This is a genomic window from Streptomyces sp. NWU339, assembly GCF_003143855.1.
In the GTDB taxonomy this organism is placed as follows: Bacteria; Actinomycetota; Actinomycetes; order Streptomycetales; family Streptomycetaceae; genus Streptomyces.
In genome coordinates this window covers 78,280-98,937 of sequence record NZ_QFRK01000005.1, presented here as the reverse complement: position 1 = coordinate 98,937, position 20,658 = coordinate 78,280, and the positions used below count along the sequence as shown (strand labels likewise).

Genomic DNA, 20,658 nt, shown 5'->3' with positions numbered 1-20,658 from the left:
CCGAGAACTGAGCCGCCGAACACGGACACTATCGACTCGAAACGGCCTTTCCCCCGGTATTCACTCCGAAAGCAACCGCACGCCCCCCTACCGCCCCACGCGCCCCTCGCCGCTTCCCCACCCGGACACGCGACGGGGCCCGGCCACCCCACATGCCGTCGTGGTGGCCGGGCCCCGTCGTCACTCTCAAGGGCGTCCGCCGCGCTCAGGGCGAGCGCGGCATCACGTCATCGCCGGTGCTGCGAGTCCGCCACCGTCACCTCGACCCGCTGGAACTCCTTCAGCTCGCTGTACCCGGTGGTGGCCATGGCGCGGCGCAGGGCACCGAAGAGGTTCATCGAGCCGTCGGACGTGTGGGACGGGCCGGTGAGGATCTCCTCGATGGTGCCGACGGTGCCCAGGTCGACCTTCTTGCCACGGGGCAGTTCCTCGTTGACGGCTTCCATGCCCCAGTGGTTGCCCTTGCCCGGGCCGTCGGTGGCGCGCGCGAGCGGGGAGCCCATCATCACCGCGTCGGCGCCGCAGGCGATCGCCTTGGGCAGGTCGCCGGACCAGCCGACGCCGCCGTCCGCGATCACGTGCACGTACCGGCCGCCGGACTCATCCATGTAGTCACGGCGGGCGGCGGCCACGTCGGCGACCGCGGTGGCCATGGGGACCTGGATGCCCAGCACGTTGCGGGTGGTGTGTGCGGCACCGCCGCCGAAGCCCACCAGGACGCCGGCCGCACCGGTGCGCATCAGGTGCAGGGCCGCGGTGTAGGTGGCACAGCCGCCGACGATCACCGGGACGTCGAGTTCGTAGATGAACTGCTTCAGGTTGAGCGGCTCGTGCGAGCTGGAGACGTGCTCCGCGGAGACCGTCGTCCCGCGGATCACGAAGATGTCCACGCCCGCGTCGACGACGGCCTTGGAGAACTGGGCGGTGCGCTGCGGGGAGAGCGCGGCCGCGGTGACGACGCCGGAGTCACGCACCTCCTTGATGCGCTGCCCGATCAGCTCCTCCTTGATGGGGGCGGCGTAGATCTCCTGGAAACGGCGCGTGGCCGACTCGGCGTCCAGTTCGGCGATCTCGTCGAGCAGCGGCTGCGGGTCCTCGTACCGCGTCCACAGCCCTTCGAGGTTCAGCACACCGAGGCCGCCGAGCTCGCCGATGCGGATCGCCGTGGCCGGCGAGACGACCGAGTCCATGGGGGCTGCCAGGAAGGGCAGCTCGAAGCGGTAGGCGTCGATCTGCCAGGCGATCGAGACCTCCTTCGGGTCCCGCGTACGGCGGCTGGGGACGACGGCGATGTCGTCGAAGGCGTACGCCCGGCGGCCCCGCTTGCCTCGCCCGATCTCGATCTCAGTCACGTCTGTGGCCTTTCCCTGATGCGTTGCAGCGCCTTCCAGTATCCCCGACGGCCGTGGCAGTCAGCGCGCCGGACATACGGCGAGGGCGGCCCCGGACACTCCGGGGCCGCCCTCGGGAGGCCGCTGCCTACTTACGGCTGTAGTTCGGTGCCTCGACCGTCATCTGGATGTCGTGCGGGTGGCTCTCCTTGAGGCCCGCGGAGGTGATCCGCACGAAGCGGCCCTTGGTCTCCATCTCCTCGATGGTGGCGGCGCCCACGTAGCCCATGGTCTGACGCAGACCGCCGACGAGCTGGTGCAGCACGTTGGCCAGCGGACCGCGGTAGGGCACCTGCCCCTCGATGCCCTCGGGGACGAGCTTGTCGTCGGAGGCGACGTCGGACTGGAAGTAGCGGTCCTTCGAGTACGACCTGGCCTGGCCGCGCGACTGCATGGCGCCGAGCGAGCCCATGCCGCGGTACGACTTGTACTGCTTGCCGTTGATGAACTGCAGCTCGCCGGGGGACTCCTCGCAACCAGCGAGGAGGCTGCCGAGCATCACCGTGTCGGCACCGGCGGCCAGTGCCTTGCCGATGTCGCCGGAGTACTGCAGACCGCCGTCACCGATCAACGGCACACCGGCCGGGCGGGCCGCGAGGGATGCCTCGTAGATGGCGGTCACCTGCGGGACGCCGATGCCGGCGACCACACGGGTGGTGCAGATCGATCCGGGGCCCACACCCACCTTGATTCCGTCGACACCGGCGTCGATCAGCGCCTGGGCGCCGTCACGCGTCGCGACGTTGCCGCCGATCACGTCGATGCCGACGCTCGACTTGATCTTCGACATCCAGCTGAGAGCGTTGCTGTTGTGGCCGTGGGAGGTGTCGACGACCAGGAAGTCCACCCCGGCCTCGGCGAGCGCCTGGGCACGCTCGAGTGCCTCGGGGCTCGCACCCACGGCGGCACCGACGATCAGGCGGCCCTCCGAGTCCTTCGCGGCATGGGGGTACTGCTCAGCCTTCACGAAGTCCTTGACCGTGATGAGGCCCTTGAGGACGCCCTCGTCGTCGACCAGGGGAAGCTTCTCGATCTTGTGACGGCGCAGCAGCTCCATGGCGTCCACGCGGGAGATGCCGACCTGACCCGTGACCAACGGCATCGGCGTCATGACGTCGCGTACCTGCTGGGAGCGGTCGGTCTCGAAGGCCATGTCACGGTTGGTGACGATGCCGAGCAGCCTCTTGTTGCCGTCGGTGACCGGGACGCCGCTGATGCGGAACTTGGCGCACAGCGCGTCGGCCTCGGCAAGCGTGGCGTCGGGGTGGATGGTGATCGGGTCGGTGACCATGCCGGACTCGGAGCGCTTCACCAGGTCGACCTGGTTGGCCTGGTCCTCGATGGACAGGTTGCGGTGCAGGACGCCGACACCGCCCTGGCGGGCCATCGCGATCGCCATGCGGGACTCGGTCACCTTGTCCATGGCCGCCGAGAGCAGCGGGATGTTCACACGGACGTTGCGTGAGATGCGGGACGAGGTGTCGACCGCGTTGGGGAGCACCTCGGATGCGCCCGGCAGCAGCAGCACGTCGTCGTAGGTCAGCCCGAGTGTCGCGAATTTTCCGGGCACTCCGTCGACGTTCGCAGTCATGACACCTTCCCCAAATGGCCTTGATCGGTGCGGATGTCCATGCTAACGGGAAGTGGGGGTGTCTCATTCCATGGTTCCGCACGGCTCCGTTCTTCGTATGTTCGTACGGAATCGTCCGGGTGCCCGTTCACCACCCAAGGGCGCGCCGGGCGGCGGATGGTTTCCGCAGTGGCGGTCACTGCTCCGCCAAAGCTCGCAGCCTGCTCAGCGCACGGTGCTGGGCGACCCGGACGGCACCGGGTGACATTCCCAACATCTGGCCGGTCTCCTCCGCAGTGAGGCCCACGGCGATGCGCAGCAGAAGCAGCTCGCGCTGGTTCTCGGGCAGGTTGGCCAGCAGTTTCTTGGCCCATGCGGCGTCGCTGCTGAGAAGAGCGCGCTCCTCCGGGCCGAGGGAATCGTCGGGACGCTCGGGCATCTCGTCGGAGGGTACGGCTGTCAGACCGGGATGACGCATCGCCGCGCGCTGCAGGTCGGCCACCTTGTGCGCGGCGATGGCGAAGACGAACGCCTCGAAGGGACGGCCGGTGTCCTTGTAGCGGGGCAGCGCGAGGAGCACCGCCACGCAGACCTCCTGGGCGAGGTCCTCGACGAAGTGCCGGGCGTCACCCGGGAGCCGGGACAGGCGGGTGCGGCAGTACCGCAGCGCCAAGGGGTGAACATGGGCGAGCAGATCGTGGGTCGCCTGCTCGTCCCCGTCGACAGCGCGGTGAACGAGCGCGCCGATCGCCCCTTGGGCAGTGCCCGCCTCGTCGTCGCGCATCGGTCCATGGTGCCCTGCGGGCCTCTGCTCCGCGGCACCACGTCCCTTGTTGTGCACCGAAGCGTTATGAGCAGGTGCGCCGGAACTCATCCCCTGCGCCCTCCCCTCCCGCTCGACCGACTCGTCCCCGAGGAACTCCACACCTCAAGGATGCGTCATCCGCGGCGAAACAGGCACAGGGCACCCGGCGGTCGGCTTCGGTGCCCTGGTGGGCCGGGCTTTCCGCGCCTCTGCCGACGAGGCATGAGCGGACGGCCGTAGGACCTGTCGTCCGGATCGGTCCGGGGCGGTCGAGCCGCGCGCCCGCCCCGCCGGACCGCGCGCCGCACCCGGCGGCGCGGCGGCGGTTCGCACCGGTGGCGCCGCCCGTCATCGGTGCGGCCCCACGCGGGTGCGGTCCGGGCGGGAACGGCCCGCGCGGGGCATCCGCGTACCCGCGGGCCGCCGCTCGATGTCGTACACCGGGACCGGTCCGATCCGAAGGACAGGCCCTAGCGCACCAGGCCCCACCGGAATCCGAGCGCCACCGCGTGGGCCCGGTCCGACGCGCCGAGCTTCTTGAAGAGCCGCCGTGCGTGCGTCTTGACGGTGTCCTCGGAGAGGAACAGCTCACGGCCGATCTCGGCGTTGGAGCGGCCGTGGCTCATGCCTTCGAGGACCTGGATCTCACGCGCGGTGAGCGTGGGCGCGGCACCCATCTCCGCCGAGCGCAGCCGCCGCGGGGCGAGCCGCCAGGTCGGGTCGGCGAGTGCCTGGGTGACCGTCGCGCGCAACTCCGCGCGGGAGGCGTCCTTGTGCAGATAACCGCGGGCGCCGGCGGCCACGGCGAGTGCCACACCGTCGAGGTCCTCGGCGACGGTGAGCATGATGATGCGCGCACCGGGGTCGGCGGACAGCAGCCGTCGGACGGTCTCGACACCGCCCAGGCCGGGCATGCGTACGTCCATCAGAATCAGGTCCGAGCGGTCGGCGCCCCAGCGGCGGAGGACTTCCTCGCCGTTGGCGGCCGTCGTCACGCGCTCGACGCCGGGCACGGTCGCGACCGCGCGGCGCAGCGCCTCTCGGGCAAGCGGGGAGTCGTCGCAGACGAGGACGGAAGTCATGGCCGCCCTCCGCAGCTGATGCGCGTCACCTTGTGCCTCCAGGCTGGTACGAAATCGTCACCTGTGCGGTCGACCGCTTCGGACACCTGCCCGAGCGCTTGTTCCTTCAACCGCCTCGCACTCTCAACGACGGTCACTCGAAAGAGTTACGGGGCCGTTCGCTGTCTTCGGCACTCTACGTGAGGGGACGGACACGATGGAGGCACGCGCGGGAGACCTCGAACTTTCATCACAACCTATGCCCCGTTCAGACCCTTTTCTTCCCATTTACGGGTGTCTGAGGCTAGATTCGCAATGGGTCATATTTTCATCTCCTTGGATCGTAGTTGTACGGTCGTGGACACGGATCCGCCCAGAATGGCTACAAGGGGTCACGAAATGGCAGATTTCTCCCGCCTTCCAGGACCGAACGCGGACCTGTGGGACTGGCAGCTCCTGGCCGCGTGCCGCGGGGTGGACAGTTCGCTCTTCTTCCACCCCGAGGGCGAGCGCGGGGCGGCACGAAGTGCTCGCGAGAACTCGGCCAAAGAGGTCTGCATGAGGTGCCCGGTACGCGCCGAGTGCGCCGCTCACGCACTGGCCGTACGCGAGCCGTACGGCGTGTGGGGCGGACTGACCGAGGACGAACGCGAAGAGCTGATGGGCAGGGCGCGCCACCGGCTGGTGTCGTCCTCGACGTCACCACCGGGCTCACCACCGGGCCCACCGCCGGCGGCATCGGCCGTATCGGCGCCGGTCCCCGCATCGGTCTCCACCACCGGCGAGCACGCCGCTTCGAACAACTGAAGGAACGTTTCTTCACCATCGGGTACACGTGTGCCCTTGTTTTTTCGCAGGAGGGCGCTCCACCGCCCCCACCGACGGACAGCCAGCCGACCAGACGACCGGTGGACAGCCGACCGGCAGACAGACGGCCCCGCCGGGCCCGGCCTACCGCCCGGCCGCCCGCGCCAGTTGGTCGAGTGTCGCGTCGACCGCGGGCACCTGGGCGAGGTCGGGAAGCGTCAGTGCAACGATCTCCCGCCGCACCGCGGGCTCCAGGGCTACCGTGCGCACCCCTCTGGGCCGTACGGACTCGAGGGCCAGCTGAGGCAGGACGGCCACCCCGAGTCCCGCACCGACCAGGCCGGCCACCGCGGGGTAGTCGTCGGTCGCGAAGTCGATACGCGGGGTGAAGCCCGCCGTCTCACACACCTCGACCAGCTGACCACGGCAACGCGGGCAGCCCGCGATCCACGGCTCCTCGGCGAGCTCGCCTATGGCGAGGGATTTCGCATGCGCCAGCCGGTGACGCTCGGGCACCAGCCCCACGAGCCGGTCCGTGAGCAGCGGGCGCACGACCAGGTCGTCCCACTCCTCGGCGCCCGCCGCCCCCTCGTAACGGAAGGCGAGAGCGATGTCGCAGTCGCCCTCACGCAGCATCTCGACGGACCGGGGCGGCTCGGCCTCCTCCAGGGAGACACGGGTGCCGGGGTGGGCGTCGCGCAGAGCGGCGAGGGCTGTCGGAACGAGCGTCGAACTGCCGCTGGGAAAGGACACGAGCCGCACCCGCCCCGCCCGCAGCCCGGCGATGGCGGCGACCTCCTCCTCGGCGGCGGTCAGCCCGGCGAGAACGCCGGCGGCATGGCGCACCAGCACTTCTCCGGCCTGCGTCATGCGCATCTCGCGCCCGCTGCGGACGAGCAGCGGCGTGCCCACGGACCCTTCCAGTGCCTTCATCTGCTGGCTGACTGCGGGCTGGGTGCAGCCCAGTTCCCGGGCCGCGGCGGAGAACGAGCCGGTGGTGGCCACGGCGCGCAGCACACGGAGATGACGGGCTTCGATCACGCCTCCAAGAATAAGCCGTCCTTTGACGTAATGCCGAATACCGCGTCGATCCTTTGGCCCATATCGCTTACCGTGCAGCTCATGAAGCTTCTGTCTGTGAACCTGGGACGTCCCAAGGCCGTGCCGTACACGGATCAGCCCGAGGGCGTGACCGGCATCGACAAGCGGCCGGTGGACGGGCCGGTACGGGTGGCGGCGCCGGGGCCGAAGGGGGTCGGCGCGAGCGGACTGGCCGGGGACGCGGTGTGCGAGACGCGGCACCACGGAGGAAATGACCAGGCCGTGTACGCGATGGCCCGCGAGGACCTCGACGAGTGGGAGGGCGTGCTGGGCCGCACGCTGCCGAACGGCTCGTTCGGCGAGAACCTCACCACGGAGGGGATCGACCTGTCCGGCGCCCTGATCGGTGAGCGCTGGGGCATCGGGTCCGAGGTGGTGCTGGAGGTCACCTCCGGCCGCATTCCCTGCCGCACCTTCCAGGGCCATCTGGGTGAGAAGGGCTGGGTGAAGCGGTTCACCCAGCGGGGCGCGCCGGGTGCCTATCTGCGGGTTGTCCAGCCCGGTGAGGTCCGGGCGGGCGACGCGATACGGATGGTGCACCGGCCGGACCACGAGGTGACGGTCGCGCTGCAGTTCCGGGCGGTGACCACGGAACGGACGCTGCTGCCTCGGCTGCTGGCGGCGGCAGACGCGCTGCACCCGGAGACACTGGCCAAGGCGCGGCAGTACGACACGAAGTACGGAGCGGGCCTGGGAGCCTGACGAAGGGCCACGGGGCGCCGCACCGCTTCCCCCTCTTCCCTCCCCTTCTTCCCCCCTCACTTGCCCGCGCGGTTCTCCTGCATTTGCTCAGCCGGTTCCAGGGGGAAATCCCTGATGCCGAGCGAGGGTTGACTCAGGGCCGGTTCCGGGGAGGTCCCCGATGTCCTGCGGACCATGAACCGCGACGCTCGAAGCATGTCTCGCCATACACCCAAGAGCGAGGTGCCGGACGGGGAGAGCCCGCCCGGCACCACCCGCCGCGCATTCCGCTGGAAGCGCCTTGTCATCGTGCTCGGCTCCCTGGTCACCACGCTCGCCGTGGCCGTCGGCGCCCTGTTCGCCTGGCTGTGGACCGGCGCCACGGTCAGCACGGTGGGCAAGGCGCCGTTCGACAACGCCCTGGCGATACCTCCGCAGGCCGAGTCGACCGTGGAGAGGGACGGCACACGGGTCTTCGACCTGCGCATGCAGGCGGGCGAGACGGAGTTCCAGGAGGGGAGGAGGACCACGACCTGGGGGTTCAACGGCTCCTACCTCGGCCCGACGCTCCGGGCGAAGCGCGGCGAGAAGGTGCGCGTACGGGTCGGCAACGACCTGGACGAGGCGTCCTCCGTGCACTGGCACGGGATGCACCTGCCGGCCCGCATGGACGGCGGCCCGCACCAGATGATCGCCCCGGGTGCCACCTGGACCCCGCACTGGACGGTGGACCAGCCGGCGGCGACACTCTGGTACCACCCGCATCCGCACGGCAAGACCGAGGAGCACGTCAGGCGTGGTCTCGCCGGTCTGTTCCTCCTCGACGACGAGAAGTCCGCTCGCCTGCCCCTGCCGAAGCGGTACGGCGTCGACGATCTGCCGATCGTCGTGCAGGACGTCCGCTTCGAGGGCTCACGGCTGTCCGGCGACCGCGGGCTGATGCAGAACGTGGGCTTCCTGGGTGACCGGACCATGGTCAACGGCACCCTGCGCCCCTACCGGGAGGTCCACGACGAACTGATACGGCTGCGGCTGGTCAACGCCTCCACCGCCCGCACCTACGCCTTCGGTTTCCCGGACGACCGTGGCTTCTCGCTGATCGGGACGGACGGCGGACTGCTGGCGCGGCCCGCGGTGACGGACCGGATACAGCTGTCACCGGGTGAGCGCGCCGAGATCGTCGTACGGGCCGAGGCCGGTGAGCGGGTGATGCTCCGGAGCTTCCCACAGGACAACTACGGCGGCTTCTGGCAGCGGCGGTTCGGCGGGGGCGACGACTCCTTCGACGTACTGGAGCTGCGGGCGGCCCGGCAGTTGCGGCCGTCGCCGCGGTTGCCGGCCACGCTCACCGAGCCGGAGCTTCCCGACGGTGCCGAGGCGGTGCGCGGGCGGCACTTCGATCTGAAGCTGTCCGGGATCAACGGCCGGTCGATGGACATGGGCCGCATCGACGAGACCGTCACCCGCGGGACGACGGAGCTGTGGACGATACGCAACACCAACGGCATGCCGCACAACTTCCATGTGCACGATGTGCAGTTCCGCGTGGTGGAGGTGAACGGCTCGGCACCGCCGCCGGCGCTGCGCGGGCCGAAGGACACGGTGTTCGTCCCGCACGGCACGACGATGAAGCTGGCACTGCGCTTCACCGGGCCGGCCGACCCTGACGTCCCTTACATGTACCACTGCCATCTGCTGTACCACGAGGACGAGGGGATGATGGGTCAGTTCGTGGTGGTCGAGAAGGGCCAGTCCACGGGGACCCCGCCGGATCACGCGGAGCACGGGGCCGGACAGGCCCTGGAGGGGCGGGCACTCGGGTGACTGATCCGGTCGGGCTTCAGTGCACCGGTCGGGGCGGCGACGCCGGGCGGACGCCCGGACTCCGGGTAACTAGTCTTGCGCCATGACAACCGCTCTGATTACGGGATCGACGGCTGGGATCGGTGCCGCGTTCGCGCGGAAGCTGGCAGCCGACGGGCATGATCTGGTGCTGGTGGCCCGCGACATCGTCCGGCTCCGCGAGCAGGCGACCGAGCTCCACGACCGCCACGGCATCGAGGCGGAGGTGCTGAGGGCCGACCTCGCCGAGGACAAGGGCATCGAGGTGGTGGCCGAGCGGCTGGGGGACCGCAGGAACCCCGTCGACCTGCTGATCAACAACGCGGGTTTCGGCAACAAGGGCCGGTATCTCGAGGTCTCGATGGCGGACGAGCTGAGAATGCTCAAGGTCCACTGCGAGGCGGTGCTGCGGCTGACGTCGGCAGCGGCGGAGGCGATGCGGGAGCGCGGACGCGGAGGCGTCGTGAACGTCGCCTCGACCGCCGCGTTCGTGCCTCGCGGGACCTACGGGGCCTCCAAGGCGTGGGTGGTGCAGTTCACCCAGGGCGCGGCTCAGGACCTGGCGGGCAACGGCGTACGCCTGATGGCGCTGTGCCCCGGCTTCGTCCGCACCGAGTTCCACAAGCGGGCGGGGATGGGGACGGACAGCATCCCGAAATGGATGTGGCTCGACGCGGACAAGGTGGCGGAGGCAGCCCTCGCGGACCTGGCCCGCGGCAAGTCGGTGTCGGTCCCGGACCCGCGGTACAAGGCCCTGATGGGAGCGGCGAAGCTGGTCCCACGCGGCGCCCTGGGCGGCCTCTCCTCACGAACGGGCCGCAAGTACGGGCCGCAATGACGGCACGGACGGGCCCTGTCGCAAAGATGACCTCGGTGATTCAACGGTCAGGTCATGGGCTGTCGAACGGCTTCCTCGTAAGGTCTTGCTCCCGCTGTGACGAGCAGTCCGGCAGTCGCGGGGTGGGGGCCGTTGTTCGCCCAGTCCAAGGGAGACCAGCCTGTTCCGCGGTCTTCACGAAGGTTCGGGTCGGCGCCGTGCGCCAACAGCTCACGCACGGTCTCGGTGTGTCCCCAGCACGCGGCCGCGCAGAGCGGTGTGCCGTCCGACCCGACTCCCCGGCTCTCAGTGTCGGGGGAGGCCCCGGCTTCCAGGAGCAAGCGTGCGACCTCGGCTTCCCCCTGCACAGACGCCAGATAGAGAGGGGTGGTTCCGTCGCTGTCTCCTCGCTCCGGGTCTGCTCCGGCCCGCAAGAGTGCCTGCACTCGGGCAGTGTCTGCTGTCAGAGTCGCTTCGAAGAGCTGACGGGAGAGCTTCTTCTGTCGGCGCCGTTTCATGGTGGGTGAGGCTAGCGATCACGGACACGGTGGGGCCAGCCGTATCCACTGGCCGGGCCGCACGAACCGCCCCTCGGTTACACCTACGTACGTGAGCACGAGCGGGGGATTCAGGCGGCGTTCGTTCACGTGCTCGGCCGAGGGCCACGTTCGGCTTTCCTCAGCCGGTTCCAGCTTGTCCGGCCGGCCGGCGCAGCGAGGCGTCGACGCTCGGGCATCTGGGCGACGCGTCCCTGGCGCGTCGCGAGCTCGCCGCCGCCCGTGACTTCTGGACGTGAGCCGCGGGCTTCTACGAAGAGCTCGGCGACGCGCTTTCCGACACTCTGCGGAGGCAGGTGGAGGACATCACGAACGCGAGGAGCAGCGCGCGGTTCTCTCGGTGCAGCCCACCGCCCTCGTCACACAGAACGTCTACCGGCACTGGGGGTGGAGGAAGGTCGGCAGGAAGGGTCCTCGGCCCGCCGGTGCCGAGGTGGTCGGGGCGTGGGAGGAGAGCTGATGGCGTGTGCGAAGTGGGCCGGTTCGACGACCACGACCACCGCTTCGCGGACGAGGTCACCGGCAACTGCTCGAAACCCGGCTCGGGGAGGGGCGGGCAGGGTTGTGGGGCGAAGAACAGGTTTGTTCGGGCGCGGACGGTACAGACGAGGACCTGACACGGCCTTCACGACAGGACGGAGACAACAATGGGCATCATCGCGTGGATCGTCATCGGCCTGCTCGCCGGCGCCATCGCCAAGTTCATCATGCCGGGCAAGGACCCCGGTGGCATCATCATCACCATGCTCATCGGCATCGCCGGCGGCCTGCTCGGCGGCTGGCTCGGCAAGGTGATCTTCGGCGTCGACTCCATCGACGGGTTCTTCGAACTCTCCACCTGGATCGCCGCGATCGTCGGCTCCCTCATCCTGCTCGCTCTGTACCGCCTCATCACCGGCAACCGGCATCCCCACCGCCACGCCTGACCCCCTGATGGCGCCTCTGGACGGCTCCCTCCCTGGCTCGCAGGGCGGGAGCCGTCAGGCATGTACGGGCCGGGCGCCGGAACGGCCGGTTCGGAGGGCGCGGAGAAGTGCCGCCGTCACCGATGCGGGAAGAGCCGTGCCACGCCCACAGGCCCACAGGCCGAGCACGCACCGGAGCCGCACCGCTCGCCCAAGGCTCACTCCCGCTCACTGATCAGGAACGGTTCCATCGGGACGGATCCTGACGTCACGGGCCCCCGACCGGGATGACGCGGCTTCCGGGCGCGGGAGACCGACCCGACACGGATGCCGACGGGGCCATGGAGTCCTGCCGTGCCATCGTCGACGGCACTGGTCGTGGTGGTCCCTGAAACCGGCTCAGGGGCGGTGGGAGTGCTCGCTGTCGTCGGGGTCGGAGCGGTTCCGCGTGCGGAAGGTGCGGCGGTAGGTGTCCGGGGGCACGCCGACCGTGCGGTTGAAGTGCCGGCGCAGCGTCGTGGCGGTGCCCATGCCGGTGACCGCCGCGACGGCGTCGACGCTGTCGTCGGTGGTCTCCAGCAACTCCTGGGCGCGCCGGATCCGCTGGGTGAGCAACCACTGCAGCGGGGTGGTGCCGGTCGCGGCCCTGAAGTGGCGGCCCAGGTGACGCGAGCTCATCCGCGCCCTGCGGGCCAGGTCTTCCACCGTCAACGGCCGGTCGAGCCGTTCGAGCACCCAGGGAAGCAGTTCGGCGAGGGGGTGGTGGTCCGGGGCGGGCACCGGGGTGGTGACGAACTGGGCCTGCCCGCCGTCCCGGTGCGGCGGCACGACCAGGCGGCGGGCGACCGCGTTGGCGACCGACGAGCCGCGGTCGAGACGGACGAGGTGCAGGCACAGGTCCATGGCAGCGGCCTTGCCGGCGGAGGTGAGCACGCTGCCGTTGTCCACGTAGAGGACGTCCGGGTCCACCTCGACCTTCGGATGGCGCTCGGCCAGGGCCTGGGTGTGCGCCCAGTGCGTGGTCGCGCGCAGCCCGTCCAGCAGGCCGGCGGCGGCCAGCACGAAGGCGCCCGTGCACAGGGAGACCAGGCGTGCGCCCGCCGCGTGGGCCGCGCGCACCGCCTCGACCAGGTCGGCGGGCGGGGTCTCGTCGACGTCGGCCCAGCCCGGGACGATCACGGTGTCGGCGTGGGGGAGCCGGTCGAGGCCGTGGTCGGGCTCGAGCAGGAACCGGCCTGCCCGCACCGGGCCGGGTCCGCAGACGACGAGGCGGTACCAAGGGCCCGCCACGCCGGCCGGGGCTGCGTCGAAGACCTCGTACGCCAGGGCCAGTTCGAAGTGAAGCATCCCGTCGGTGACGGCCAGCGCGACAGTGTCCATGTCTGGAAGTGTACGGGTCGCGTCGTTCCGGACACTCGTGCGAGCCCCCCGCCCCCGCCAGGATGGTCGCGACGGAGCTGAACGGACCATTCGAGCGAAGGAAGCATCCATGACGACGGGGCCCAGGGTCGCGGTGTACGGCGCGTACGGACACACCGGGCGGTTCGTGGTGGCGGAGCTGCGGGAGCGCGGGTTCGTCCCGGTGCTCTCCGGTCGCGACGCCGACAAGCTGAAGGCACGGACGTACGAAACCGGGCTGGACGCCCGCCCGGCGTCGGTCGACGACCCGGCTTCGCTCGACCGGGCGCTGGCCGGCGCGGCGGCCGTGATCAACTGCGCCGGGCCCTTCGCCACGACGGCCGCCCCGGTGATCGAGGCGGCCCTGCGGGCCGGGATCCCGTATGTGGACGTGGCGGCCGAGATCGAGGCCAACGCCGACACCTTCGCGCACTTCGCCGACCGGGCACGATCGGCCGAAGCGGTGATCGTCCCCGCGATGGCCTTCTACGGCGGCCTCGGTGACCTGCTGATCACCACCGCGATGGGCGACTGGACGGCGGCCGACGAGGCGCACATCGCCTACGGGCTGAGCGGTTGGCACCCCACCGCCGGGACGCGTACCGCGGGCGCGGTCTCCCGGCAGCGGCGGGACGGCCGGAGCGTCCGTCACCGCAACGGACGGCTGGAGTACCACCGGGACGACCTGCCCACCCTGGAATGGCCCTTCCCCGCCCCGATGGGCCCCCGGGCCGTGATCGGGGAGTTCACGATGGCCGATGTCGTCACCGTTCCCAGCCACCTGGCCATCCCCGAGGTGCGCACCTACATGGCGGTCGAGGCGGCCCGGGACATCGCGGCCCCGGACACGCCGGCACCGGCCGCGGCCGACGAGCGCGGACGGTCCGGACAGACCTTCCTCGTCGATGCGGTCGTGCGCTCCGGCGCCGGTGAACGGCGTGCCGTGGCGAGGGGCCGGGACATCTACGCCGTCACCGCGCCGCTCGCCGCGGAAGCTCTCGACCGCATCCTCACGGGACGGACCAGGACGACCGGGGTCGCCTCCGCCGGCGAGATCTTCGACGCGCCCGACTTCCTCCGCGCGCTGTCCCCGCACATCACCCTGGAACTGCGCCCCTGACCCTCTGACCGGGAAGGTTCGCCGGTTCGGTGGCCACGGTTCGCGGAGGGCCGGAACGGGTCGGACATGCGGCGCGCGGGCGGTGTGGCGTCAGGGGTCGCGCGCCGAAGGGCCGCGGCTGCGGCAGAACGTGGTCCGCGGCGGGCCATTTCCAGACCTGTTCAGTCGGGTGCTGCCCTCCGGGCCCCCGACCCGGTCGGCTGTCCGACCCCGTCCTCGCCCCGGAGCCGCCCGTCACCCGTCACCTGTCCCTCGGACGCGGCGCGGGCCTGATCCCCGCGTGGCCCGCCCGGCCCCCCATTGCCGCCCTTACCCCCTCACCTCGCCTTCCGCTCCCGTCCGCCCCGATCCCGTCGTCCCACCCCGGTACCCACCGCAACTGCCTCCTCCTCGCCCGGACGACAAGGATTTTCTGGCCGCCGCGACCCTGCTGCCGACCCGGTCGCACGGCTGGGGGACGCCGAAGGGGCGCGGGCGGCACTGGCGGAACCGGTCCGGTTCCTGCTGCGGCAGGACGGCTGACCGCACGGGGAAGGCCCCCGCTCCGGAACCGGATCTCGCGTCCGGGGTGGAACGGGGGCCTCCTACGAGCGCGTGGCTCAGTGGGCGTGGCCGTGGCCGTGACCACCGGCGGCCGGCTCCTCTTCTTCCTTCTTCTCGACGACCAGGGTCTCGGTCGTGAGCAGCAGGGAGGCGATGGAGGCGGCGTTCTCCAGGGCGGAGCGGGTGACCTTGACCGGGTCGATGACGCCGGCCTTGACCAGGTCGCCGTACTCGTCGGTGGCGGCGTTGTAGCCGCTGCCCTTCTCGAGCTCGGCGACCTTGGAGACGATGACGTAGCCCTCGAGGCCGGCGTTCTCGGCGATCCAGCGCAGCGGCTCGACGGCGGCGCGGCGGACGACCGCGACACCGGTGGCCTCGTCGCCGGTCTTGCCGAGGTTGTCCTCGAGGACCTTGACGGCGTGGACGAGCGCGGAGCCACCACCGGAGACGATGCCCTCCTCGACCGCGGCGCGGGTCGCGGAGATGGCGTCCTCCAGACGGTGCTTCTTCTCCTTCAGCTCCACCTCGGTGGCGGCGCCGACCTTGATCACGCACACGCCGCCGGCCAGCTTCGCGAGGCGCTCCTGGAGCTTCTCGCGGTCCCAGTCGGAGTCGGTGGTCTCGATCTCGGCCTTGATCTGGCCGACGCGACCGGTCACGTCCTCCTTCTTGCCGGCGCCGTCGACGATCGTGGTGTCGTCCTTGGTGACGGTGACGCGGCGGGCGGAGCCCAGCACGTCCAGGCCGACCTGGTCGAGCTTGAGGCCGACCTCCTCGGAGACGACCGTGGCGCCGGTGAGGACGGCCATGTCCTGCAGCATCGCCTTGCGGCGGTCGCCGAAGCCGGGGGCCTTGACCGCGACGGCGTTGAACGTGCCGCGGATCTTGTTGACGACCAGGGTCGACAGGGCCTCGCCCTCGACGTCCTCGGCGATGATCAGCAGCGGCTTGGAGGCGTTGGCCTGGATGACCTTCTCCAGCAGCGGCAGCAGCTCGGCGATGGAGCCGATCTTGCCCTGCGTGATGAGGATGTACGGGTCGTCCAGGACGGCTTCCATGCGCTCCTGGTCCGTCACGAAGTACGGCGACAGGTAGCCCTTGTCGAAGGCCATGCCCTCGGTGAAGTCCAGCTCCAGACCGAAGGTGTTGGACTCCTCGACGGTGATGACACCGTCCTTGCCGACCTTGTCCATCGCCTCGGCGATGAGCTCGCCGACCTGCTGGTCCTGGGCGGACAGCCCGGCGACGGCGGCGATGTCGGACTTCTCGTCGATCGGGCGCGCCGAGGCGAGGAGGTCCTCGGAGACCGCGGCGACGGCGGCGTCGATGCCCTTCTTCAGGGCGGCCGGGGAGGCGCCGGCGGCGACGTTCTTCAGGCCCTCGCGGACCAGGGCCTGGGCCAGCACGGTCGCGGTGGTCGTACCGTCACCCGCGATGTCGTTGGTCTTGGTCGCCACCTCCTTGACCAGCTGGGCGCCGAGGTTCTCGTACGGGTCCTCGACCTCGACCTCGCGGGCGATCGTGACACCGTCGTTGGTGATGGTGGGGGCGCCGAACTTCTTGTCGATGACGACGTTGCGGCCCTTGGGGCCGATCGTCACCTTCACCGTGTCGGCAAGCTTGTTGACGCCGCGCTCAAGGGCGCGACGGGCGTCCTCGTCGAACTTCAGGATCTTCGCCATGGCAGCGGGAGCCCTCTCGGAAATCAGGGGTGAAAAATCACTGCGCCCCGGGCGCCCGGCTCGGTGAGCGTATCGGGACCAGGGGCGCAGTTTCGGAGCAAACGTGCTACGAGGTGACTTACTTCTCGATGATCGCGAGAACGTCGCGAGCCGAGAGAACGAGGTACTCCTCGTTGTTGTACTTCACCTCGGTGCCGCCGTACTTGCTGTAGAGCACGACGTCGCCGACCTTCACGTCGAGTTCGACGCGCTTGCCGTCCTCGATGCGGCCCGGACCGATGGCAAGGACAACGCCCTCCTGGGGCTTCTCCTTGGCGGTGTCCGGGATGACCAGGCCCGAAGCCGTGGTCTGCTCGGCGTCGAGCGGCTGGACCACGATGCGGTCCTCGAGCGGCTTGATGGCAACCTTGGAGCTGGCGGTCGTCACGATCCGACCTCCCCCTTCGGAGATCTCACGGGGTTAACTGTCTGAGGTGGCGACCAGGTCGATCCGTCGTCGCGGGTGCCGGACCTGCCCGTCGCGTGTGTTGGCACTCTCCAGGGGGGAGTGCCAGACCCGAGACTATGACCGCGATTAGCACTCGGTCAAGCGGAGTGCCAATTGCCTGCGGCGCGTCGGCGGGAAAGCGCGGTGTTTCGTACGGGTGTGCGCAGCCGATCGGTGCCGCGGCGACCGCTCCCGGAGGCGCCCCGGCCGGGCCGGGTGCTCACCGGTGCCCGATGTAGTCCTCCAGCCCCCCGACCCTCAACCGCTGCTCCCCCGGCTCGCTCAGCAAACGTGCCGTTCGTTCCCCCCAGGGTCAGGGGCGGGGTCTCGCCGGCGGGGACGGAGATGATGTCGCCTGGGGCCGGGCGGTGGGCGCCTCGGGGGTCGGTAACCGCTCGCCGGGGAGTGCGCCCGAGGCCGCGTCAGCTCGATCGTGTGGTGGTTCGTTCGCGAGCCTGTGGTGCCCTGGGCCGGCTGGGCTGACGTGAGCATGCGATCTGGGACGCCGGGTGTGGCGCCGGCGTGCGGGACCCCGCTCCACCGGTGTGATGGTTCGGGGCCCCCGTCGCCTCTGGCCACACCCATATGGCCAGGTCGCGAGGGGCAGTGTCCATAGCGGCCTCCGGCCGCGCGGGCCCGGACCACGCACCGGATGCGTGTCGCCGACTCGGGGTCGAGTACGCCGGGGACCAGTGCGCCCAAGACCGTTCGGGGCGTGCGGCTGAGAGGGCTCATTTCTGCTCAGTCTTCAGGAACGGCACGTGAGGGTGCCGTCACCCGTGCCCCCGGTGCCCTCACCCCCTCGGCTGGCAGGGCCCACGACCGGCCGCCCGGCCGGCGGGCCGCAACCCGTCGGCACGGCCGGCACGACCGGCAGAACCGCCACGGCCGCCCCCGCCGGATCACAGATAGTCCTCCAGGCGCCCCACCGCGTACCCCTCGGCCGTGACCTCGTCCAGGAAGCGGCGGATCATGTCGGGCATCGTGCCCTTCCACTCGTTCCGGCCCCGGAAGTGGGTGAGGACGATGTCGCCGGGATGCAGCTTCCGGTCCCCCTCCCGGTACTCCCAGCGGTCGACGAAGACCTCCTCGTTCCACAGCGGGACGTACTCGATGCCGCAGGACTCGGCCGCGCGCAGGGTGTTCTTGTCGTAGCTGCCGAACGGCGGGCGGAACAGGACCGGGCGACGGCCGTACCGCTCCTCGAGGACGTCCTGCATGCCGCAGATCTCGCGCTTCTGGCGGGCGTGGGACAGGCCGCGCAGGGGCGGGTGGTTCAGGGTGTGGTTGTTCAGGCCGACACCCCGGTCCTGCATCTCCTCGAAGTAGCCGTAGTCCCCCTTGATGACGTAGTCGCTGAGGAACGCGGTGTACGGGATCTTCAACTCGCTCATCATGCGCAGGAACGCCGGGTCCTTCTCGGCGCCGTCGTCGATGGTGAGGAAGACGACCTTCTCGTCCGTGGGGACGGTGGTGAAGACCGGGGGAAGGCCCAGTCTCCGGTGGCCGTCGACCTCGAAGCCCTCACGGGTGGTGATCCTCGGCTTCTTCTCGGGCGCCGGCGGAGCGGTCAGGGGCACCAGCTTGAGCCCCCAGCGCTTCGCGGCGGCCACCCGTGCGGCGTGCGCGGCGCGCAGTTCGGGGGCGTGGAAGTCGGGCGCGCGGGCCGGGGGCGCACCGAGGGGCTGCTGTCCGCCCGCAGCCGGTTCCGGGGCGGTGGAGTCCTTTCCGCAGCCCGCGACGAGAGGGGCGAGGGCCGCGAGGGTGAGTACGACGACACCGGCCCGCGCACCCCACCGTGACCGCCTTTTATCGTTTTGTCCTACTAGTCGCATGGGGCCGGATCCTCGCAGTCCACCGCCCCGGAGCCGGCCCGACACCGCGGCCGACGGCACACCGTCCACCGACTGGCCCACAGCCGGCCCGCACCTGACCCACAATGGGCCGGTGAACGACCGCACCCCGCTCTCCGCCTCACCCCTCGCCCCGCTCCTCACCCCCGAGGGCCGCGCCCTCCTAGACGAGGTGCGCGACACCGACCCGGCGCGGGAACTCGCCGTCGCGACCCGGCTGCGCCGTGAGCATCCGGCCGAACTGGTCTCGGCGGCGCTCGGCCAGGCTCGCCTGCGGCAGCGGGCGGTGGCCAAGTTCGGGGCCCAGGACGCCGCGCGCATGTTCTTCACGCCGAACGGGGTCGAGCAGTCGACCCGGGCGAGCGTGGCGGCGTACCGGGCGCGGCGGCTGAAGGAGTCGGGCGTGACCTCGGTGGCCGACCTGTGCTGCGGGATCGGCGGGGACGCGATCGCGCTGGCCCGCGCCGGGATCCGGGTGCTGGCGGTGGACCGGGACCCGCTCACCGCGGCGGCGGCCCGCGCGAACGCGGACGAGCTGGGTCTGACCGGGCTGATCGAGGTGCGGGAGGCCGACGTCACGGAGGTGGACCCGGCCGGTCACGACGCCGTCTTCGTCGATCCGGCCCGGCGTGGCGGCCGCGGTCGCGTCTTCGATCCCGAGGCCTACTCACCGCCGCTGTCCTGGGCGATCGAGGCGGCCCGCAGGGCACCCCGCGCCGCCGCGCTGAAGATCGCACCGGGCATCCCGCACGAGGCCGTCCCCGCCGACGCGGAGGCCGAGTGGATCTCGGACGGCGGGGAGGTGAAGGAGGCGGTGCTGTGGTTCGGCGACGGGCGGACGGCCGCCGCCGGATCGGGGGGTGCGGCCCCGGCGATCCGGGCGACCCTGCTGCCCGGCCCGCGCACGCTCCTCTCCCGCGGGCTGCCCGACCCCGAAGTGCGTCCGCCCGGCCGGTACCTGTACGAGCCCGACGGCGCCGTCATCCGCGCCCATCTCGTCGCCGAGGTCGCCGAACAGCTCGACGGCGGGCTCATCGACCCGACCATCGCCTACGTCACCGCCGACGAGCACCGCCCCACCCCGTACGCCACCGCCTACGAGATCACCGACCGGCTCCCCTTCAACGTCAAGAGGCTGAAGGCGCTGCTGCGTGAGCGTCGGATCGGCACGCTGACCGTCAAGAAGCGCGGCTCGGCGGTGGAACCGGAGGAACTCCGCCGCAAGGCCCTGCCCAAACCCCACGGCCCCGAGTCCGTCACGGTCTTCCTCACCCGCGTCGCAGGCGCCCCGACGATGCTGCTGGGGCACCCGGTGCGGTGAGGTCCGCGGGCGGTCCGGTGAGGCCCTCGGGGCCGGTTCAGGACCCGACGATCGCCTTGCCGACGGCGAAGCCCTTGGCCGGCCCCTCCGGGATCACCGCGTCGGTGCCGTAGGGAACGCGGTGCTCGTCGGCGTACTTGGCCTTCTTGGGATCGGGGGACGTCAGGACGAGCACGGCTCCCTCGTCGTCGAAGTCGTCGATGATCACGTACACCGGAATCCCGGCACGGGCGTACTCCCGGCACTTGCGGACGCGGTCGCGCTGGAGGTTCCGGTGGCCGGGCGAGGTGACCTCGACGACCATCTCGACCCCGGCGGCGTCCACACCGAGACCGTCCTCGTCCGGGATCTCGTCGAGGTCGAGGGGGGCCACGAACAGGTCGGGGACCCAGGCCTTCTGACGGTGGATGACGTTCCCGTCGTTGTGGACCGCATAGCCACTACCCGTCAGGTGCGCATCCAGCAACCTGCGAAGACGGCCGATGAGCACGGTATGACGACGACGACCGGTAGGCGACACCTCGATGGACCCTTCGATGATCTCGGCCCGGTAGCCCTCGGGGAGATCCATGGCCTTCCACGCCTGCCACAGGACCTCGTCCAGGTCGGAACCCGGCTCGGAAACAGGCTTGTACGCCACTGGGGCCACCTCTTCTGCGAGAGCGGTCATCGAGAAGCACCTCCTCCTTCAAGTGTGGGCGCGGGCGCCACTGCGGC

General features: G+C 70.6%; 18 protein-coding genes. 7 read left to right on the top strand and 11 right to left on the bottom strand.

All coding sequences use genetic code 11. The features are described 5' to 3' along the window. Positions 1-227: 227 nt before the first annotated feature. The 4 genes from DIZ27_RS08625 to DIZ27_RS08610 all read right to left on the bottom strand — a co-directional run bounded on the left by DIZ27_RS08625 (position 228) and on the right by DIZ27_RS08610 (position 4,848). Positions 228-1,352, bottom strand: coding sequence for a GuaB3 family IMP dehydrogenase-related protein (locus DIZ27_RS08625; protein ID WP_109377721.1), 1,125 nt, complete (start codon positions 1,350-1,352; stop codon positions 228-230). A 127-nt stretch (positions 1,353-1,479) separates the two neighbouring features. After that, a complete protein-coding gene (gene guaB, locus DIZ27_RS08620) occupies positions 1,480-2,982 on the bottom strand; it encodes an IMP dehydrogenase (RefSeq protein WP_109377720.1) in 1,503 nt (500 codons plus the stop codon). 175 nt (positions 2,983-3,157) lie between these two features. Then, positions 3,158-3,745: a sigma-70 family RNA polymerase sigma factor gene (locus DIZ27_RS08615; RefSeq protein ID WP_109377719.1), complete on the bottom strand. Its 588-nt coding sequence runs from the start codon at positions 3,743-3,745 to the stop codon at positions 3,158-3,160. Positions 3,746-4,236: 491 nt separating this feature from the next. Further along, the gene (locus DIZ27_RS08610) at positions 4,237-4,848 is read right to left on the bottom strand and encodes a response regulator transcription factor (RefSeq protein WP_003948568.1); all 612 of its coding nucleotides are present in this window, start codon (positions 4,846-4,848) and stop codon (positions 4,237-4,239) included. 378 nt (positions 4,849-5,226) lie between these two features. Here DIZ27_RS08610 and DIZ27_RS48400 point away from each other — a divergent pair, with 378 nt between their 5' ends. Then, positions 5,227-5,634: a WhiB family transcriptional regulator gene (locus DIZ27_RS48400; protein ID WP_309074848.1), complete on the top strand. Its 408-nt coding sequence runs from the start codon at positions 5,227-5,229 to the stop codon at positions 5,632-5,634. A 144-nt stretch (positions 5,635-5,778) separates the two neighbouring features. Here the strand turns inward: DIZ27_RS48400 and DIZ27_RS08600 are convergent, their stop codons facing one another. Beyond that, positions 5,779-6,675 (bottom strand): LysR family transcriptional regulator, encoded by an 897-nt coding sequence (locus tag DIZ27_RS08600; protein WP_109377718.1) that lies wholly within the window; start codon positions 6,673-6,675, stop codon positions 5,779-5,781. Between the two features lie 81 nt (positions 6,676-6,756). Here DIZ27_RS08600 and DIZ27_RS08595 point away from each other — a divergent pair, with 81 nt between their 5' ends. The 3 genes from DIZ27_RS08595 (at position 6,757) to DIZ27_RS08585 (ending at position 10,096) form a co-directional block, all read left to right on the top strand. Continuing rightward, the gene (locus DIZ27_RS08595; RefSeq protein ID WP_109377862.1) at positions 6,757-7,437 is read left to right on the top strand and encodes an MOSC domain-containing protein; all 681 of its coding nucleotides are present in this window, start codon (positions 6,757-6,759) and stop codon (positions 7,435-7,437) included. Positions 7,438-7,632: 195 nt separating this feature from the next. Continuing rightward, positions 7,633-9,240, top strand: a complete 1,608-nt coding sequence (locus DIZ27_RS08590) for a multicopper oxidase family protein (RefSeq protein WP_109377717.1) — start codon at positions 7,633-7,635, stop codon at positions 9,238-9,240. An 82-nt stretch (positions 9,241-9,322) separates the two neighbouring features. Further along, entirely contained in the window at positions 9,323-10,096 is a 774-nt protein-coding gene (locus DIZ27_RS08585; protein WP_109377716.1) for an SDR family oxidoreductase, read from the top strand. 47 nt (positions 10,097-10,143) lie between these two features. Here the strand turns inward: DIZ27_RS08585 and DIZ27_RS08580 are convergent, their stop codons facing one another. Continuing rightward, a complete protein-coding gene (locus DIZ27_RS08580; protein WP_109377715.1) occupies positions 10,144-10,593 on the bottom strand; it encodes an ankyrin repeat domain-containing protein in 450 nt (149 codons plus the stop codon). 686 nt (positions 10,594-11,279) lie between these two features. On the opposite strand from DIZ27_RS08580, the gene DIZ27_RS08575 reads away from it, so the two are divergent. Further along, complete coding sequence (locus DIZ27_RS08575; RefSeq protein ID WP_109377714.1) at positions 11,280-11,558, top strand: GlsB/YeaQ/YmgE family stress response membrane protein; 279 nt, start codon at positions 11,280-11,282, stop codon at positions 11,556-11,558. A gap of 378 nt (positions 11,559-11,936) precedes the next feature. Here DIZ27_RS08575 and DIZ27_RS08570 read toward each other — a convergent pair whose 3' ends face one another. Continuing rightward, positions 11,937-12,917, bottom strand: coding sequence for a helix-turn-helix domain-containing protein (locus DIZ27_RS08570; protein WP_109377713.1), 981 nt, complete (start codon positions 12,915-12,917; stop codon positions 11,937-11,939). A gap of 109 nt (positions 12,918-13,026) precedes the next feature. Between DIZ27_RS08570 and DIZ27_RS08565 the strand changes: the two genes are divergently transcribed. Next, the gene (locus tag DIZ27_RS08565; protein ID WP_109377712.1) at positions 13,027-14,055 is read left to right on the top strand and encodes a trans-acting enoyl reductase family protein; all 1,029 of its coding nucleotides are present in this window, start codon (positions 13,027-13,029) and stop codon (positions 14,053-14,055) included. Positions 14,056-14,654: 599 nt separating this feature from the next. On the opposite strand, the gene groL is transcribed toward DIZ27_RS08565, so the two are convergent. From groL to DIZ27_RS08545, 3 genes are all read right to left on the bottom strand, one after another. Further along, positions 14,655-16,280, bottom strand: a complete 1,626-nt coding sequence (groL, locus tag DIZ27_RS08560) for a chaperonin GroEL (protein WP_109377711.1) — start codon at positions 16,278-16,280, stop codon at positions 14,655-14,657. A gap of 118 nt (positions 16,281-16,398) precedes the next feature. After that, on the bottom strand, positions 16,399-16,707 hold the full coding sequence (gene groES / locus DIZ27_RS08555) for a co-chaperone GroES (RefSeq protein ID WP_109377710.1): 309 nt from the start codon (positions 16,705-16,707) through the stop codon (positions 16,399-16,401). A 962-nt stretch (positions 16,708-17,669) separates the two neighbouring features. Further along, the gene (locus DIZ27_RS08545) at positions 17,670-18,602 is read right to left on the bottom strand and encodes a polysaccharide deacetylase family protein (protein WP_109377709.1); all 933 of its coding nucleotides are present in this window, start codon (positions 18,600-18,602) and stop codon (positions 17,670-17,672) included. 112 nt (positions 18,603-18,714) lie between these two features. Between DIZ27_RS08545 and DIZ27_RS08540 the strand changes: the two genes are divergently transcribed. Then, positions 18,715-19,941: a class I SAM-dependent methyltransferase gene (locus DIZ27_RS08540; RefSeq protein ID WP_258308307.1), complete on the top strand. Its 1,227-nt coding sequence runs from the start codon at positions 18,715-18,717 to the stop codon at positions 19,939-19,941. A 37-nt stretch (positions 19,942-19,978) separates the two neighbouring features. Here DIZ27_RS08540 and DIZ27_RS08535 read toward each other — a convergent pair whose 3' ends face one another. Continuing rightward, the gene (locus tag DIZ27_RS08535) at positions 19,979-20,611 is read right to left on the bottom strand and encodes a Uma2 family endonuclease (RefSeq protein ID WP_109377707.1); all 633 of its coding nucleotides are present in this window, start codon (positions 20,609-20,611) and stop codon (positions 19,979-19,981) included. Positions 20,612-20,658: the final 47 nt, after the last annotated feature.

Coding starts and splice junctions, on each gene's coding strand:
- guaB (WP_109377720.1), bottom strand. CDS start 2,982: ATGACTGCGAACGTCGACGGAGTGCCCGGAAAATTCGCGACACTCGGG.
- DIZ27_RS08615 (WP_109377719.1), bottom strand. CDS start 3,745: ATGCGCGACGACGAGGCGGGCACTGCCCAAGGGGCGATCGGCGCGCTC.
- DIZ27_RS08610 (WP_003948568.1), bottom strand. CDS start 4,848: ATGACTTCCGTCCTCGTCTGCGACGACTCCCCGCTTGCCCGAGAGGCG.
- DIZ27_RS48400 (WP_309074848.1), top strand. CDS start 5,227: ATGGCAGATTTCTCCCGCCTTCCAGGACCGAACGCGGACCTGTGGGAC.
- DIZ27_RS08595 (WP_109377862.1), top strand. CDS start 6,757: ATGAAGCTTCTGTCTGTGAACCTGGGACGTCCCAAGGCCGTGCCGTAC.
- DIZ27_RS08590 (WP_109377717.1), top strand. CDS start 7,633: ATGTCTCGCCATACACCCAAGAGCGAGGTGCCGGACGGGGAGAGCCCG.
- DIZ27_RS08585 (WP_109377716.1), top strand. CDS start 9,323: ATGACAACCGCTCTGATTACGGGATCGACGGCTGGGATCGGTGCCGCG.
- DIZ27_RS08580 (WP_109377715.1), bottom strand. CDS start 10,593: ATGAAACGGCGCCGACAGAAGAAGCTCTCCCGTCAGCTCTTCGAAGCG.
- DIZ27_RS08575 (WP_109377714.1), top strand. CDS start 11,280: ATGGGCATCATCGCGTGGATCGTCATCGGCCTGCTCGCCGGCGCCATC.
- DIZ27_RS08570 (WP_109377713.1), bottom strand. CDS start 12,917: ATGGACACTGTCGCGCTGGCCGTCACCGACGGGATGCTTCACTTCGAA.
- DIZ27_RS08565 (WP_109377712.1), top strand. CDS start 13,027: ATGACGACGGGGCCCAGGGTCGCGGTGTACGGCGCGTACGGACACACC.
- groL (WP_109377711.1), bottom strand. CDS start 16,280: ATGGCGAAGATCCTGAAGTTCGACGAGGACGCCCGTCGCGCCCTTGAG.
- DIZ27_RS08545 (WP_109377709.1), bottom strand. CDS start 18,602: ATGCGACTAGTAGGACAAAACGATAAAAGGCGGTCACGGTGGGGTGCG.
- DIZ27_RS08535 (WP_109377707.1), bottom strand. CDS start 20,611: ATGACCGCTCTCGCAGAAGAGGTGGCCCCAGTGGCGTACAAGCCTGTT.